General features: G+C 75.0%; 12 protein-coding genes and 1 riboswitch. Of the genes, 3 read left to right on the forward strand and 9 right to left on the reverse strand.

Annotated features, from left to right (window positions below; genetic code table 11):
• Window positions 1-32: 32 nt before the first annotated feature.
• The 4 genes from J116_RS22385 to J116_RS22400 all read right to left on the reverse strand — a co-directional run bounded on the left by J116_RS22385 (window position 33) and on the right by J116_RS22400 (window position 4,457).
• Complete coding sequence (locus tag J116_RS22385) at window positions 33-1,577, reverse strand: cobyric acid synthase (RefSeq protein WP_023589318.1); 1,545 nt, start codon at window positions 1,575-1,577, stop codon at window positions 33-35.
• Window positions 1,574-2,524, reverse strand: a complete 951-nt coding sequence (locus J116_RS22390; protein WP_023589319.1) for a cobalamin biosynthesis protein — start codon at window positions 2,522-2,524, stop codon at window positions 1,574-1,576. Before J116_RS22390 ends, J116_RS22385 begins: the two co-directional genes overlap by 4 nt.
• 147 nt (window positions 2,525-2,671) lie before the next feature.
• Window positions 2,672-2,763, reverse strand: a riboswitch (cobalamin riboswitch).
• A gap of 173 nt (window positions 2,764-2,936) precedes the next feature.
• Window positions 2,937-3,158: a hypothetical protein gene (locus tag J116_RS22395; protein ID WP_023589320.1), complete on the reverse strand. Its 222-nt coding sequence runs from the start codon at window positions 3,156-3,158 to the stop codon at window positions 2,937-2,939.
• A gap of 18 nt (window positions 3,159-3,176) precedes the next feature.
• Window positions 3,177-4,457: an inorganic phosphate transporter gene (locus J116_RS22400; protein WP_023589321.1), complete on the reverse strand. Its 1,281-nt coding sequence runs from the start codon at window positions 4,455-4,457 to the stop codon at window positions 3,177-3,179.
• Between the two features lie 217 nt (window positions 4,458-4,674).
• On the opposite strand from J116_RS22400, the gene J116_RS22405 reads away from it, so the two are divergent.
• The 3 genes from J116_RS22405 (at window position 4,675) to J116_RS22415 (ending at window position 8,306) form a co-directional block, all read left to right on the forward strand.
• Window positions 4,675-5,358 carry a class II aldolase/adducin family protein gene (locus tag J116_RS22405; protein ID WP_023589322.1) on the forward strand — a complete coding sequence of 228 codons (684 nt, stop codon included), beginning with the start codon at window positions 4,675-4,677 and terminating at the stop codon, window positions 5,356-5,358.
• A 310-nt stretch (window positions 5,359-5,668) separates the two neighbouring features.
• Window positions 5,669-6,799 (forward strand): alpha/beta hydrolase family protein, encoded by a 1,131-nt coding sequence (locus J116_RS22410; RefSeq protein WP_023589323.1) that lies wholly within the window; start codon window positions 5,669-5,671, stop codon window positions 6,797-6,799.
• A gap of 79 nt (window positions 6,800-6,878) precedes the next feature.
• Window positions 6,879-8,306 carry a hypothetical protein gene (locus tag J116_RS22415; protein WP_079147793.1) on the forward strand — a complete coding sequence of 476 codons (1,428 nt, stop codon included), beginning with the start codon at window positions 6,879-6,881 and terminating at the stop codon, window positions 8,304-8,306.
• Between the two features lie 489 nt (window positions 8,307-8,795).
• Here J116_RS22415 and J116_RS22420 read toward each other — a convergent pair whose 3' ends face one another.
• The 5 genes from J116_RS22420 to J116_RS22435 all read right to left on the reverse strand — a co-directional run bounded on the left by J116_RS22420 (window position 8,796) and on the right by J116_RS22435 (window position 15,353).
• The gene (locus J116_RS22420; RefSeq protein ID WP_051203592.1) at window positions 8,796-9,374 is read right to left on the reverse strand and encodes a hypothetical protein; all 579 of its coding nucleotides are present in this window, start codon (window positions 9,372-9,374) and stop codon (window positions 8,796-8,798) included.
• A gap of 192 nt (window positions 9,375-9,566) precedes the next feature.
• Complete coding sequence (locus J116_RS22425) at window positions 9,567-11,681, reverse strand: hypothetical protein (protein WP_028964408.1); 2,115 nt, start codon at window positions 11,679-11,681, stop codon at window positions 9,567-9,569.
• Window positions 11,682-11,938: 257 nt separating this feature from the next.
• Complete coding sequence (locus J116_RS22430) at window positions 11,939-14,212, reverse strand: FG-GAP repeat domain-containing protein (RefSeq protein WP_028964409.1); 2,274 nt, start codon at window positions 14,210-14,212, stop codon at window positions 11,939-11,941.
• Window positions 14,213-14,237: 25 nt separating this feature from the next.
• Entirely contained in the window at window positions 14,238-14,393 is a 156-nt protein-coding gene (locus J116_RS29970; protein WP_201258821.1) for a VOC family protein, read from the reverse strand.
• Between the two features lie 543 nt (window positions 14,394-14,936).
• Window positions 14,937-15,353: a VOC family protein gene (locus J116_RS22435; protein WP_023589328.1), complete on the reverse strand. Its 417-nt coding sequence runs from the start codon at window positions 15,351-15,353 to the stop codon at window positions 14,937-14,939.
• Window positions 15,354-15,412 lie beyond the last annotated feature (59 nt).

The raw sequence follows: 15,412 nt of genomic DNA on the forward strand, positions 1-15,412 counted from the left end.
ACCAAGACCGGGGCCGGGCACGGGGTGGCCGCTCACGGCGCCCCCGGCGGGACGAACGGCAGTCCGCCGGGCGGGCCGGACTCGATGAGCTTGAGCAACGCGTCCGTGTCCGCGTGCTCCTCGATCAGGTCCCCGAGCCGGTCCAGCTGCTCCTCGCGCAGCGCGCCGAACGACGTGTCGGGCGCCGGGACGAACCGCCGCCCGGCCGCCGCGGCGACCTCCCGCAGGAACGCCCGCCGGAACCCGTCGCTCTCCAGCGACCCGTGCCAGTGCGTGCCCCACACGGCCCCGACGCGGCACCCGTCCAGGAACGGCTCCCCGCCCCGTACGTCCGCGACGCCGTGGTGGATCTCGTACCCCTCCACCGGCTCGCCCAGCGCCTCGCCGGCCGGGCGCGCGAGGGTCTTCTCGGGCGCGAACCGCACTCGCACCGGCAGCAGGCCCAGCGCCTCGACGGCGCCCGCCCGCGACTCCACGTCGTCCTCGATGTGCTCGCCCAGCGCCTGGAAGCCGCCGCAGATGCCCAGCACCGGGCGCCCCTCGGCGGCCCGGCGGGCCAGCGCGTCGGCCAGGCCCCGCTCCCGCAGCCACGCCAGCGCCTTCACCGTGCCGCGCGTACCCGGCACGACCACCAGGTCCGCGTCGGCCAGCTCCTCGGGCCGGTCCACGAACCGCACGACGACGCCCGGCTCGGCGGCCAGCGCGTCCACGTCCGTGAAGTTCGACATCAGCGGTACGGCGCACACGGCGACCCGCAGCACGTCCTCGCCGACCGGCGGGGCGACCACCGACTCCCGCACGGCGCCCGGCAGCGACACCCTCCCCCGAGCTCTCGACTCCGCTCGAGCAGGGGGGACCCCCATGCCGTCCTCCTCGTCGATGCCGAGCCCGTGCGCGTACGGCAGCACCCCGAACGTGCGGCGCCCCGTCAGGTCGTACAGCATGTCGAGGCCCGGCTCCAGCAGCGTCACGTCACCGCGGAACTTGTTGACGAGATACCCGGCGACGAGCGCCTGGTCCTCGGGCGCGAGCAGCGCCGTCGTCCCGAAGAACTGGGCGAACACCCCGCCCCGGTCGATGTCGCCGACCACGACGACGGGGAAGCCCGCCGCCCGCGCGATGCCCATGTTGACGATGTCGTTGCGCCGCAGATTGATCTCGGCGGGGCTGCCCGCGCCCTCGCAGATCACCACGTCGTGCGTGGCGCGCAGCTCCTGCAGGCACTCCACGACCGTGCCCAGCAGCGCCTGCTGCCGCCCGCCGTGGTAGCCGCGCGCGCTCAGCTCGCCGACCGGCCGGCCCATCAGCACGACCTGGCTGGACCGGTCGCTGCCCGGCTTCAGCAGCACCGGGTTCATCAGCGCGGTCGGCTCCACCCGGGCGGCCTGCGCCTGCATGGCCTGCGCCCGCCCGATCTCGGCGCCCTCGCGCGTCACGAACGAGTTCAGGGACATGTTCTGCCCCTTGAACGGCGCGACCTTCACGCCCTGCCGGACCAGCCAGCGGCAGATCCCGGCCGTCACCACGCTCTTGCCCGCGTCGGACGTCGTCCCCGCGACCAGCAGCCCCCCGCTCACGCGCCCCTCCGCTTCCACGCCCCGTACAGCAGCCGTCCGCCCGCGCACACGGCGAGCGCCAGCCCGCCGACGCGCCGTGAGAGCCGCACGGCCCGTTCGATGTCCGCCACCCCGACGTCCCGCCCGGGTGGGTTGAGGACCGGCCGGTGCTCGACCCGCCCCCCGTACGACAGGGTGCCCCCGAGCCGTACGCCCAGGGCCCCCGCGAAGGCCGCCTCGACGGGCCCCGCGTTGGGCGACGGGTGCCGTCGCGCGTCCTCGCGCCACGCCCGTACGGCCCCGCGCCGGTCGCCGCCCGCGACGACGGCGAGCGCGGCCGTCAGCCGTGCCCCGGGCGCCCCGGCCACGTCGTCGAGCCGCGCCGACGCCCAGCCGAAGCGGCGGTAGCGCGGCGAGCGGTGCCCGACCATGGCGTCCAGCGTGTTGACCGCGCGGAACGCGACCAGCCCCGGCACGCCGCCGAGCGCGCCCCACACGAGCGCGCCGACCACGGCGTCGGAGGTGTTCTCGGCGACGGACTCCACCACGGCCCGCGCGATGCCCGGACCGTCCAGGGCCTGCGGGTCGCGCCCGCACAGGTGCGGCAGCCGCTCGCGCGCGGCGTCCACGTCCCCGGCGGCCAGCGCGGCGCCGATGGTGCGCGCCTCCCGGCTCAGCGAGGTGCCGCCGACGACGGCCCACACGGTGGCGGCGGTCAGCGCGACGGGGGCGGCGCCCCGGCCCCGTACGGCACGGGCGGCGAGCGCGGCGGCCCCGGCGGCGCCTCCGGCGCACACGGCGGTGTGCAGCGCGCCCCAGCCGCGGTGGTCGCGCCACAGCGCGCGCTCCACGGCGCCCGCGGCGCGCCCGAAGGCGGCGACGGGGTGGCCGCGGCGGGGGTCCGCGAGGATCAGATCGGCGAGGAGGCCGGCGGTGGCGCCGTAAGCGAAGACTCGGTCGTCCCGCATCGGCTCAGCAGCCCGCCGCGCCGGATCGGCCACGGGCCCGCGTGCCGGGGCTCGGGGTGGTTCTCGACGTACGGGAAGGAACGCAGCCGGGCATGCGCAATGTCCTCACTCAGGGTCCGCGCCCTGGCTCGACGTGACCGGCGGTGAGAGTTCCTGGCTCCCGGGCTTCAGGCGGCGGCTGCCGCGCGAGAGCCCGGTGACAGTGGCGGGACCGCGCCGGATTCGCACCGGGCTTCCTCTCCTGCCGCCGGATATGGCCCCGGCAGTCCACCACGGCCCGCGAAGGCCCGTCAACTCACCCTTGACCTGCGGCTAAGCGGTGTGCCGCGCCCCACAGCGGCGGGGCGCGAAGACGGCCGGGCCGGTCGTACCACGGGGGTACGACCGGCCCAGCCGGATGCTTCGGCCCTGGTCAGGCCACGATCAGGTAGATCCCGTACGCGATGGCCGCCGTGCACAGCGCGAAGCAGACGTACGCGCCGGTGCGGGCGAGTGCGGCGGAACCGCCCTGGGCGGAGGCCTGCTCCTGCTTGGAGAGGCCGATGAGGCCGAGGGTGAACAGGCCGACGAGTGTGACGGTGGTGACGAGGCCCACGCCGAAGACGGAGCCGAGGGCTGCCCAGTCGATGTCCATAGCGATGCCGTTCTTTCCTTACACCGAGGCCGTGGGCGACGCGCCGGAGGCGGCGGCCGGGGCCGGGATGGTGGTCTTGAGGGCGTCGTCGTCCGCGAGGTCGGCGGCGACGGTGCCGGCGGGCGGCGGGGTGACGGCCGCGATGGCGGTGGTGACGACCCCGGCGGGCTCGGCGTCGGCGGGCGCCTCGGCGGCGTCCTCGACGTCGTTGACGTTGGTGTGGTCGACGACCTGGCGCCGGGAGATGAACCAGATGGCGGCGGACGAGCCGACGAGGAAGGCGGAGACGACCGCGATGCCCCAGTCGCCCTGGCGGGCGACGAGCTCGGCGAGCGCGGCGACCAGACCGGCGGCCGGCAGGGTCAGGCCCCAGGCGACGAACATCCGGGTGGCGGTGGACCAGCGGACCACGCCGCCCTTGCGGCCGAGACCCGCGCCCATCACGGCGCCGGAGCACACATGCGTGGTGGAGAGCGAGAAGCCCAGGTGGGAGGAGGCCAGGATCACGGTCGCGGCGCCGGTCTGGGCGGCGAAGCCCTGCTGCGGCTGGAGGTCCGTGAGGCCCTTGCCCATGGTGCGGATGATGCGCCAGCCGCCCAGGTAGGTGCCGAGCGCGATGGCCACACCGGCGGAGACGATGACCCACACCGGCGGGTTGGAGCCGGGGGCGAGGGCGCCGCCGGCGACCAGGGCGAGGGTGATGATGCCCATGGTCTTCTGCGCGTCGTTGGTGCCGTGGGCGAGGGAGACCAGGCCCGCGGAGGCGATCTGGCCGGCCTTGTAGCCCTTGCGGCCGGTCTTCTCGTCGATGTTGTCGCCGACCTTGTACGTGAACCGGGCGGCGACCATGGAGGCGACACCGGCGACCACCGGGGCGGCGATGGCCGGGATCAGGACCTTGGTCAGGACGACGCCGCCGTTGACGCCGCTGATGCCGATGGACGCGACGGTGGCGCCGATCAGGCCGCCCATGAGGGCGTGCGAGGAGCTGGAGGGCAGACCGACCAGCCAGGTCAGGAGGTTCCACAGGATCGCGCCGACGAGGGCGGCGAGGATGACCTCCGGTTGGATGCCGGTCTCGTCGACGAGCCCCTTGGAGATCGTCTTGGCGACCTCCACGGAGAGGAACGCGCCCACGAGGTTCAGCACGGCCGACATGGCCACCGCCGCCTTGGGCCGCATCGCGCCGGTCGAGATGGTCGTGGCCATCGCGTTGGCGGTGTCGTGGAAACCGTTTGTGAAATCGAACACGAGAGCTGTCACGACCACAATGGCGAGCAGCAGCGTGATGTGTTCCATTTACCCAGGCAATCGTTCGACGTCAGTGGCTCGCTGAACGTAGGCAACCTGGGTGAACGGAAGGTGAACTGAACCAGGCTGCACGATGTCTCAACCCGTGAAACGGGGTTCCGGTTACGTCCCGGCCCGGGATTCAGGGCCTCCCGCCTCCCGAAACCGCCTCCGCCGAGACCCTCGTCACTTTTCACCCCCTTCGCCCCGCTGGCATGATCACCGCATGGTGAACGACCCCGGGACACGGCAGGGCGAGGCATCAGGGACGGCCGTCGACGAGGCGTGGGACGCCCTCCTGGACACGGCCCGCAGGACGGTCGCCGACGGGCTGGTCGTCGGCACGTCCGGGAACGTCTCGGTACGCGTCGGGGACCTGGTCCTGGTCACCCCGAGCGGCGTCCCCTACTCCCGTCTGGGCGCGGACGACGTCGTGGCGGTCGACCTGGACGGGCGGCGGCTGCGCGGAGCCCTCCCGCCCACCAGCGAGCTCCCGATGCACCTCGCCGTGTACCGCTCCACCGGCGCCGGGGCCGTCGTCCACACCCACGCCGTGCACGCCACGGCCGTCTCGACCCTCGTGGACGAGCTGCCGCCGGTCCACTACATGACCGCCGACCTGGGCGGCCCGGTCCGGGTCGCCCCGTACGCCCTCTACGGCACGCGCGAGCTGGCCGACCACATGCTGACGGCCCTGACCGGCCGCACGGCCTGCCTCCTGCGCAACCACGGCACGGTCGCGTACGGCGCCACACTCGACCAGGCGTACGACCGCACGGCCCAGCTGGAGTGGATGTGCCGCGTCTGGCTCACCGCCGCCTCCCACCCCACCCTCACCCCGGCCCTCCTCACCCCCTCCCAGCTGTCAGAAGCCGCGACCAAACTCCACACCTACGGCCCCCGGACCTAGCCCGCCCCACTTTCACCGCGGGCAGCTGGCCCGCCCCTGCGGGCCGCGTCCGCTCCCCGCTGCGGGCAGCTGGCCCGCCCTGGGGGGCACAGCGGACCTGCCGGGTGCCGGTTTCAGCGCCTTCCACCAGTGGGCACAACGGAGGCGGGCCCGTGCCTGCGCCTCGCGTACAGGGGGCGCCACCTACGGGGCGGGGCGCCGGGCGCGGGTGCGAACCCCTGCCGGGCGGGGTACCCCGCAGCCTGGTGGAGGCTCACTCTCGCGTGGGCGCCCACTGGCAGGACCCCGCACTCGTGCGGACACTGGACGAGTGCGTTCCGCAACAGCCGCGGCAGCCGCCGCAGCCACAGTCCTCGGTGCCGGAACGGCCGCCGTCGCGGCCGGCCGGTACGCCAGCGGCGTGGCGCTCAGGCCCCGCCCCGGCCGCCCCCTGCCCGGCGAGCCCCGGCTCACCGTGCACGCCACGGGCCCCGGCCGCATCACCCTCACCCGCGCCCTGCCCTCCCTGCGCCCCGGCGTGTACGGCCTGGAGGGACCCGGCGTCCACGCCGTCGTGGGCCCCGTCCTCGACGAGGTCCCGCACGCCCCCGACACGGTCGTCCGCCGCCTCGAACGGGTCACGCACGGCACCCTGGAGACCGGCACCCGCGTCCGCCTCACCCCGCGGCTCCACTCCGGCACCCCCGCCTCCGCGCTCGGCATCCCCTACGAGGACGTCGAGATGACCGGCGAGCTGGGCCCGCTGCCCGCCTGGTACGTCCCCGCCGCCCGCAACACATGGGTGATCACCGCGCACGGCCTGGGCACCACCCGCGAGCACCCGCTGAACGTGCTGGGCTTCCTCAGCGGACGGCTCCGCTTCCCCGTGCTGGACATCGCCTACCGCGGCGACCCGGGCGCGCCCCGCCCCGCCGACGGCCTCGGGCACCTCGGCGAGTCCGAGTGGCGCGACCTCGACGCGGCCGTCCACCACGCCGTCCGCCACGGCGCGCGCAGCGTGATCCTGCACGGCTGGTCCACCGGCGCCGCCATGGCCCTTCACACCGCCGCGCACAGCCCCCTGCGCGACCGGATCGCCGGGGTCGTCCTCGACTCGCCGGTCCTGGACTGGGAGGCCGCCCTGCGCGCCCTGGCCGCCGCCCGCCGGGTCCCCGCCGCGCTGCTGCCGCTCGCCGTCCGCGCAGCCCAGGGCAGGACCGGGCTGCGCGGCCCCGGCCCCGGCCAGACCACCGACCCCGACGCGCTCACGGTGCCGGCCCTCGTCGTCCACGGCCCCGACGACACCGTCGCCCCCTGGGCCGCCACCCGCGCCTTCGCCGAGCGGCGCCCCGGCCTCGTCACGCTCCACACGGTCCGCGACGCGCCCCACGCCGCCATGTGGAACGCCGACCCCCAGCGGTACGAGGAGGCCATGCGCCGCTTCCTCACCCCCCTCCTCTGAGCCCGCCGCGCGGGGCCCCGGGCGACCGAGCGCCGCCCTCCGTTTGGGCTTTCGGGCCGTCAACGGGAAGACTGCCCCCGTGACGTCTCGAAAGCCTGATGAGCAACTGGCGCGCAACTCCAGACTCCGACTCGTCCGGCCCCGGTCGCTGGCGACGACCGCCCGCAGGGCGGTGGCCGACCGACGGACGAGGCCGGCCCCGCGTCCGCCGGAGGGGACGCCGCCGCGAGGCGAGCTGGCCCGCCAGGCCCGGCAGGTCCTGGCGGACGCCGTACGCGTCGCCCGCTGGGCCGCCGTCGACCGCGGCACCGTCACCGCACCCGGCTCCGCGCGGGAACGGGCAGCCGCCGCACTCGGCCTGACACCCGAACAGGTCCGCACGGCGTGGGACCGCGCCCGGCTGGCCGGCCTCGTCGAGATCCACGGCGACACGGTCCGCCCCGGCTGGCGGCTGCGAGCCTGGGACCGCGACGACTCCGCCGCCCTGCGCGGCTGGGTCGCGCTCCTCGACGCCTGGTCGCTCGCCCACCCCGCCCCGCAGGACGCCGAGCCAGCCGCGGTCGCCGAGGTCGTGGAGGCCGTCCCCCAGGTCCTCTCCCTCCTCCAGCTGTCCGCCGGGCCCGTCCTCGTACCGGCCCTGCTGGACCTGCTCCAGCAGCGCGTCGCGGAACTGCGCGAGCAGCGCTGCGAGGTCCCGTACGCCACCGACACCGAACCCCCCGCGCCGGGCGAACCCCGGGGCGGCCGGGCGGAGGACCCGGGCACGGGTGAGGCCCCGGACCCGGACGCCCTGCCCCGCCTGCTGGACTGGGCGCTGGAGGGCCTCGCCTCCGTCGGCGCGCTGACTCTCGGCCCCGGCCAGGCGACGCTCACCCCGCTCGGCAACTGGGCGGTCTGGGTCAAGCTGGAGCAGATCTGCGTGGCCGCCCAGAGCCCCGCCGGGCACATCGAGCAGTCCGCCGAGGACATGCTGCGCGGCTGCGTACGGCTCACCCCGGGCCCGGCCCGCGCCGAGTACCGCGCGTGGCTCGCCGCCCGCCCCGTCGGCAAGGCCGTCGCCGAGCTGCTCACCGTCGCCCGCGGCGACGACGCCCTCCTGCGCGGGCTGGCCTTCGAGGCCCTCCGCGTCGTGGGCGCCGCCGCCGAGGCCGAGGTGCGCGCCGCCGCGGAGGAACCTTCCCTCCGCCCGTACGCCCTGCTCTGGCTGGCCGAGCACGACGGCGCCGACCCGGACGAGGCGGCCGACGTCCTCACCCGCGAGGAGGCCACCTGGCTCTGGGTGGACACCGCCGCGGCCGTCGTGGACCACGGCGAGAGCGACCTGCTCGTACGGCACCTGGAGACCGCCGTGCAGGGCACGGTCCCGGCGCTGCTGAGGGAGGTCCGCGAGGCCGGGCACCCGCGCACCGTGCAGGTGCTGGTCGCCCTGGCCGCCGCCCACCCGGACCCGGCCCTGGCCAAGGCGGTCCGCCGCGCCGCGTTCCAGGTCCACACCGGCGGCTCCTGACCCCCGCGAGGCCCCGGCCGAGGCCGGCTCCCCGGCCGGGCCCTCACGTCACAACCGAGCCCTCCGGCCCCCACCCGCCGGGGCCGCCCCGGACGCGCCCCCGTGCCCAGGCCGTGTTCAGGTGGCGCGGGTGGCCGGACCATCTGGTGAGGTCGCCCGCGATCCGGTCGACGCTGGGCGCGGTGGTGACGTCGTGTTCGCGGCGGGTGGTCGCGCCGGACGATCCGACGCGCGACCCGCTGCGGCTTCTGGCCCTCCCGCTCGGTCAGCCTGCGCACCCTGACCGGCTGTGCCATGCCCTCCCCGTACCGATCGGACCTGTCACGTCCGACCGCGATGAGAGCAGCCGACACCGCCCCGGTGACCGTCCGGTCAGCTGGTCCAGGGCAGGCGGACGGCTTCGATCCCGGGGTCCGCGAGCAGGGCCTCGACAAGCAGGCGGGGGCCGCAGACCTTGGTGCCCCAGAGGTCGTAGTCGGTACAGACGACTTAGGAGCGGTCCGCGGCCCACAGGTTGGACGGGGCACACAGAACGTCCGGGTTGTCGAAGAGGGCTTGGGCGTCGCCCAGGCGGCCGGAGCGGACCTGCCCCTTCTCGAAGTCCCGCGTGACGAGCGGGCTGTAGTACGCCGTGCAGGCGGTGTCCTCCCCCTGAGGGCTGTGCGCGGTGAGGAAACGGATCAGCTGGTCCCATGTCGGCCTGTCGAGACCGCCCTCCGCGGGCCATTCGGCGGAGCCGGGCTGGATGCCCGCCCCTTTCGCGGAGGGGAAGCAGCGAAAGCAGGGGTACAGACCGTGGGGTACGACCGGATCACCGATGCGGGCGGCCAACTCCGCCCGGCGCAGCCGCTCCCACCCCGGGCCGGGGTGCTCGTCCCGACTCTGGCCGTCGTTGACCGAATCGCCCGCGGTTCCCCTGCGTTCGTACATGCCCCCAAGCACCCAGGCGGCGTCGGGCCGCCCCGGTGCCTCGTAGCCGGTGAGGCCGTCGTCCTGGGTCAGCTCCGCGAGCCAGTCGGTCTCGGAGACACGCGCGAGGGGCCACAAGGCGAAGACGTCGTCGGGCATCCGGCCAGGCTAGGGGCCCGGACGCGACCAGCACCGCGACCCGGTGGACACGTGCGGTCACGCCACCGGCGGCCTTCGCCGCAACCGACAGCACCGGCCGCATCGCGGAAGGCAGCCCGTCACAGAGCCGCGGCGCCAGAGGTCCGGCGGGAGCGGGAAACCGGCGCGGGATTCGACGAGGTGCTGCGTGACTCAGGCGAGGCGAGCCACGATGGCGCGGCAGGCCCCCTGCAACTCCTCGTCGTTGGCTGTGCTCCCGAAGCGGCCGCTGCGCCGGGGGCGTGCCAGCTCCGCCCGGACCCGGGGGAGGGCGGGAACGGCAGCTCTACCCATGCGTTCCAGGCAGGCCACGACGTGGTTGGAGGTCGCCTCGTTGCTCTCCCAGGCGCCGAGCAGCGCCTGTACGACAGCGGAGGCCTCGGCCGCACCGCCGATGTCCCACACCGCGGCCGCGGCGTGGACACGGGTCCACTCATAGCCGGCCGTCAGCATGGTCCTGAGGCGAGGCAGCGCCATCGCCGCCGGTGGGCCGATCCTGCCGAGAACGGCGGCTGCCGCGCGGGCCTCCTGGTGGCTGTCGAGCAGGTCGTGCAGCTTCGGTACAACGGTCTCGGGGCTGCCTCCTAGCTCCCACAGAGCGGCGGTGGCGGCGGTGCGCACACCGATGTCCTCCGCGGCGGCGAGCGGGCGGACGACGTCCAGAGCAGATGCGGCCGCGGCACCGAAAGAGGCAAGAGCATCCAGTGCGGAGGCGGCGGTGTGCCAGTTGTCGTGGAGGATCGCGGCGGTGACGGCGTTCGTGAGCGTGGGCACGGCCGCCGGATCGCGCAGTGCGGCAAGAGCGGACATCAGGGCGCCGGCGCTCGAGGCGAACCCATCCTCGGAAAGGTCGGTGTCGGCAAGGCGCCGGGACAGCCGAGGCACGAGCTCACCGGCGGCCGGGGGCAGGTGCCCGACGACGTGCAGTGCACGCCAGGCGTCGGCATCGTCGTCCAAAGCGGTCAGCAGACTGGGAAGAGCCCGCAGGTCACCGAGGCGGGCCAGCGCCAGGACGGCTTCCTGGTGCGCTCGGCGCAGCAGCGGATGCGGCGTCGCCCAGACGTCGGGGCCGTGCACCGTGCGGTGCGTGACGACGTAGGAGGCCAGGGCCTCCCGGGCGGGTTCGGACACGGGCGTCAGGGATCCGAGGGCCGCGGCGGCCGCGGCGGCGGTGTAGGGGTCCTCCGGCAGCAGGCAGGCTGCGAGGAGGAGGACGAGGTCGGTGTGATCACCGCGCCAGGTCTGGATCAGGTCCCGGGTCATGCGGATCGCGTCGTAGCGGGTGGCGGGGTCCGGACTGCGAAGCTGCTCGGTGAGCAGAGCCGTGCGCTCGGCCACGCGGTCGTCGAGAACCGCGTGGAAGGTGCCGAGCAGTGACGTGGTCGGCGCGTGGACGCGGTTGTGCCGTTCGAGGTCCTCGAAGGCGGCGGCTATCTGCGGTGGGACGCCCTGAGACGCCGGTGCCGGGGCAGCCGGCGTGCACGCGCACCCACCGGCACGGGCTTCGCGCGCCTCGTTGCCGGGCTCGCGTTGCGGCGTGGGCGTGGCCTGGCGGAGAAGTTCGATGGCCCGCGGCACGATGTCGCCCCCGACGCCGTGCGGCGCGCAGCGGGTTCGGTGGACGAGGGCCGCCAGCCGGACGTCGGGTGAAGAGGCCGTCTCGCCGGCCAGGACGTCGAGCCACGCCGTCGCGGCGGCGTGCCCAGCGGGCAGCCGAATCGCGAGGTCGGCCGTCGTCCGGACGATCAGCAGCCGCTCCACGACTCCGAGCTCGGCCGGCAGCCTGGCGCGCAGTACCTCCAGCGCGCGGTCGGCGTCGTCCAGGAACAGGCCGATGCCCTCGATCGCCGCCCGGCGCACGAGCCGGTCCTGGTCAGCCACCTGGCGCACGAAGAGATCGGCGCGCTCCCGCATCGCCGCGACGGCATCCACGTGCGCCGTCGACTCGGTGCCGTCAACCGAGAAGTAGACGGCGTCGATGTCACGCTCCGAAGCTGCGCGCCCAATGCTGACCAGCAACTCGACGACCGAGGCACGGTCGGGCGTCGCCGGGTCCTCGGCCAGGGCGAACAGGAACGGCAAGCTCGCCACGGTGCAGGTGTAGACGTCGCCTTGGTGGTGAGCCGCACTGTAGAAGTTCCGGAACGCTGTCTCCCGCGTCCCGGAATCCGCCGAAGCCATCTCCCGAAGCCATGCGGGAACGTCATCGGCCGGACCGTAAGCGTGGCTCATGGATGACCAGTCGATGGCGGGGGGTTCGTTGATCATGGGCAGCACTATGGCGGAGGGCACTGACATCGGGGCCCCTGCCGCGGACGGAGCGGCTGGTGCGAGGAGATGCCCGCCCTCGCACCAGCCGACCAGCCAGGCCGTCTCCTTCGGATCGTGCCGGGCTCGCGACGCCCGGCACGCGCGCTCGTCGCGTGGTCGGCCGCCGATGCTCCGCGCGGACTCTCCCGTCCGGTGCGTGCGATCGCACGCACCGGACGCAGCTCCCTGATCCGGCCTGGCCCGGAGGAAACGGCCTAGAAGAGGGAGTCGTACGAGGCCCCCTGGGTCAGGGCCGCCCCGGCGCCGCGCCGGAAGGGGGCCGACGCATCGCCCGTGCCCGCGTAGAAGGTCTCGCCGTGATTCCACGCGACGAGGTCGGCGCGCCCGTCCCCGTCGGCGTCGCCGACGGCGGTGAGGCCCTTGAAGGCGTCCCAGCCGCTGCCGACGCGCGTGCGGACCGCGAAGGTGCCGTCGCTCCTGCCGAGGTACAGCCAGAGCACGCCCGCGCGGTCCCGGGCGAGGAGGTCGCCGGCGCCGGCGCCGGCGAGGTCACCGGTGGCGGTCAGCTCGTTGTAGATGTCCCAGCCGCCGCCGATCCGCTTGCGGGCGGAGAAGGGCGCGGCGGCGTTCCCCGTGCTCCGGTACAGCCACAGGTCACCCGCCTTGTCGGCGGCGAGGAGGTCGGGTCGCCCGTCGCCGGTGACGTCGCTGCCGCCGGTGATCCTGTCGTACACCTGCCAGCCGCCGCCGATCCGCGTCCGGGCCGCGAGCGGCGTGTGCCGGGAGCCGGTGCCCTGGTAGAGCCACAGGGTGCCGGAGCTGTCGCGGGCGACGCTGTCGGGCGCGGAGCCGCCCGCGATGTTCCCGACGGACTCCAGCAGGTCGTACGCCTTCCAGCCGCCGCCGACCCGGGAGGCGCCGGTGGCGGCGGGGGTGGCGCCGTCGGCGGCGGGCCGGGTGCCGAAGCGCCACAGCACACCGTCCGGGTCCCGGGCGAGGAGGTCGGCGGCGCCGTCGTCGTCGTAGTCGTGCGGTGCGGCGGGCCGGGTCACGGAGAACCGTCCGGTGACGCGGAGTTCGGGCCCGATGCCCTCGTCCGGGCGGGCGGTGAGCTCCCACCGGTACTCGCCGTTGCGGGCGGGCGCGCCCCGGTCCCCGGCCTCCAGGTCCTTGCCGTCCCAGTGCCAGGTGATCCGGCGCGGGGTCCCGGCGGCGGTGCCGTCGCTGTCCCAGCTGTCGTGCACGGTGGTCCCGCTGGGCACGTGGGTGACGGTCAGCCCCACCCGGCTGTCCGCCCGGGACAGGTCCCAGCCGAGGTCGACCCCGCGCGCCACCTGCGCGCCGGTGAGCTCGTCCGGCGTCGAGGAGCCGAGGAGGGAGACGACGGTCGACTGCCCGGTGGAGGCGACGAGTTCGACGTCGGGCCGGGAGCCGTCGGCTCGCGGCGAGATCCGGTACAGGCCCTCGCCGTGCTCGGCCGTGCCGCCGCGGACGAGCAGCGACCCGCCGGGACCGGCGACGGCTGAGGAATACGCGGTGAGTGCCTCGAACTTCTCTTCGGGGCGCTCGGCCGACCGGAGGGTGAAGGGCCGCCTCGTCGGGTTGCTGCCGCCGTCCACGTCGGCGGACTGCTCGATGCGGGCCCTCTCGCCGGTCGCCAGCCAGCCGCCGACCAGGTACAGCGGGTCCCCCCACCCGGCGGAGTCCGGGATCCACACCTCCTGGAGCGGCGCGTCCCGGCGGACGGCGACGATCCCGCTGCCCCCGCGCCGCGACTCGCGCCAGGCCGCGTGCGTGGCGGAGGCGGCGCCCCACCAGGCCAGGTCGCCCTGGGCCTGGATGAACCAGGTGTCCTCACCGGTGGCGAGGTCGACGAGGATCTTGGCGCTCGTCCTGTGCTCGCCCAGCTCGCAGTCGTAGAGCGCGGAGCCGCCGCCGGTCCAGCCCTCGTCCGCGCCCGCGCAGCGGATCTGGACGCCGCCGAGCAGCTTGCGGGGCTTCGGCACGCCCCCGGCGAGGACGTCGGCGTCGAGCGTGACGGCGTACTGGGTCTCGTACCCGTTCTCGTCCCGGCCGAGGAGCAGCGTGTCGCCGGTCAGGCCCGCGTACGAGTAGCCGCCGAGCGCGTCGAGGTCGAGGACGACCGGCGCAGCGTCCGGCTTCGCCATGTCGTGGACCTTCAGGACCGAGCTGACGGTGAGCACCGCCCGGTCGCCGGTCACGACGAGGTCCGTGCCGCCGCCGGCGGCCGAGGCGCCGGGCAGCATGGTGGAGCTCCCGTCGGCGTACCGGGTCCACCGGAACTCCGGCGTGGTGCCCCGGGTCCTCGACAGGAAACCGCCCGGACCCGCGCCGACGACGTCCGCGTCGCGCGGGAAGGTCACAGCGGCCTGCCCCTGCTCCTGCGCCTGCTCCTGTACGGCGGCCGGCGCGGCCGAGGCCGGGAGCGCGGTGAGCGCCCCGGCGGCGAGCGCTACGGTGACGGCGGCGGCCATGATTCTGCGGCTGCGCGGACGCGCGTGGTGCATGGACGGGTTCCCCTCCCTGTGAAGATCAGGAGCGTACCGCCCGGCCCCCGCTCACCCGCGTCGGGGTTCTACGGAGCGTGAGGCGAAAGGGGTGGCCGGCCGGGCCCGGGAGCACGCGCCACCGGTCGGGGTGCGGCTGGCGGGGCGGGACGGTCGCGCCGAGGGCGGTCAGCCGGGCCACCGCCCCTCCCGGTCGTCCACCCCGAAGCCGGGGTGGAGCTGCTGCGGGACCGCCCCGGACGGCCGGCCCGGCGGACGGGATTCCTCAACACCCGCTGGAAGCCGAACCTCCTGTGGCCCCACGGCGACATGGACCGCGCGGCCACCGCCGCCGCCCGCCGCCCGCCGACCAGCCGAAGGCACCGCGTCGCCGGGGAACGCGCCACCAGCCAAGCCCGGAGCACCCCCAGCGCTGCGGACCAAGAGCTCCCCCTTTTCGAGCAGCTCCTCACCAGCCCCGCGCGCCACCAACCTCACCGTGGGATTGCCGCGCTCGTACGCGACGCCGGCACGCTGCCCGGCCTGGAAGCAGCTCGCGCGTCGCGGTCCAAGAGCCGTGACGAGCGTGTCACCGCGGCCGAAGCCGCCCTGGAGCCGGCAACCGCCCGGCCCTCTCGGACGACAGACGATGCGACCCGGGGGAGGGGAGACGACCTGGCCGGCATTCCAGGGCAGTCAAACCGGTCTCAGCGGAGCCAGGTGGTGAGCACGCGCCCATAGCCGTTCAAGGAGACGAGCCCTGGCCCGGCGTGCCGGGGGTGTACGTGCCGAAGCTCCAGATGTTGCCCTCGGCGTCCCGTGCCATGTAGTCCCGCGAGCCGTAGTCCTGGTCGGTCGGCGGCACCAGGATCTCCACGCCGTGCTCCACCGCGCGTGCGTGGTGCGCGTCCGGGTCGTCCACCACCACGTACACGCCGACCGGCCCCGCGTCCGCCATGGCCTTGGCGGACACCCCGTCGCCGCCCTTCGTGCCCAGCATCACCATGCCGTCCCCGTAGGACAGCTCCGCGTGGACGACATGGCCGTCCTCGTTCTCGTACAGGTTCACCTGGCGGAAGCCGAACGCCTCCGTCAGCGTCCGGATCGCGGCCTTCGCGTCCCGGTACAGGATCGTCGGACAGATGCTCGGGCCGGCGGCCATGCCGATCACCTCAGTTCGCTGATAGGGCGTGGGGCGATGTGACGTGCGTCTCATCCCTC

Source organism: Streptomyces thermolilacinus SPC6 (genome assembly GCF_000478605.2).
Lineage (GTDB): Bacteria > Actinomycetota > Actinomycetes > Streptomycetales > Streptomycetaceae > Streptomyces > Streptomyces thermolilacinus.

What these genes read in the sequence shown, in the direction of transcription:
- J116_RS22400 (WP_023589321.1), bottom strand. Translation starts at nt 4,457, where the DNA reads ATGGAACACATCACGCTGCTGCTCGCCATTGTGGTCGTGACAGCTCTC.
- J116_RS22430 (WP_028964409.1), bottom strand. Translation starts at nt 14,212, where the DNA reads ATGCACCACGCGCGTCCGCGCAGCCGCAGAATCATGGCCGCCGCCGTC.
- J116_RS22435 (WP_023589328.1), bottom strand. Translation starts at nt 15,353, where the DNA reads ATGGCCGCCGGCCCGAGCATCTGTCCGACGATCCTGTACCGGGACGCG.
- J116_RS22425 (WP_028964408.1), bottom strand. Translation starts at nt 11,681, where the DNA reads ATGATCAACGAACCCCCCGCCATCGACTGGTCATCCATGAGCCACGCT.
- J116_RS22390 (WP_023589319.1), bottom strand. Translation starts at nt 2,524, where the DNA reads ATGCGGGACGACCGAGTCTTCGCTTACGGCGCCACCGCCGGCCTCCTC.
- J116_RS22395 (WP_023589320.1), bottom strand. Translation starts at nt 3,158, where the DNA reads ATGGACATCGACTGGGCAGCCCTCGGCTCCGTCTTCGGCGTGGGCCTC.
- J116_RS22420 (WP_051203592.1), bottom strand. Translation starts at nt 9,374, where the DNA reads ATGCCCGACGACGTCTTCGCCTTGTGGCCCCTCGCGCGTGTCTCCGAG.
- J116_RS22405 (WP_023589322.1), top strand. Translation starts at nt 4,675, where the DNA reads ATGGTGAACGACCCCGGGACACGGCAGGGCGAGGCATCAGGGACGGCC.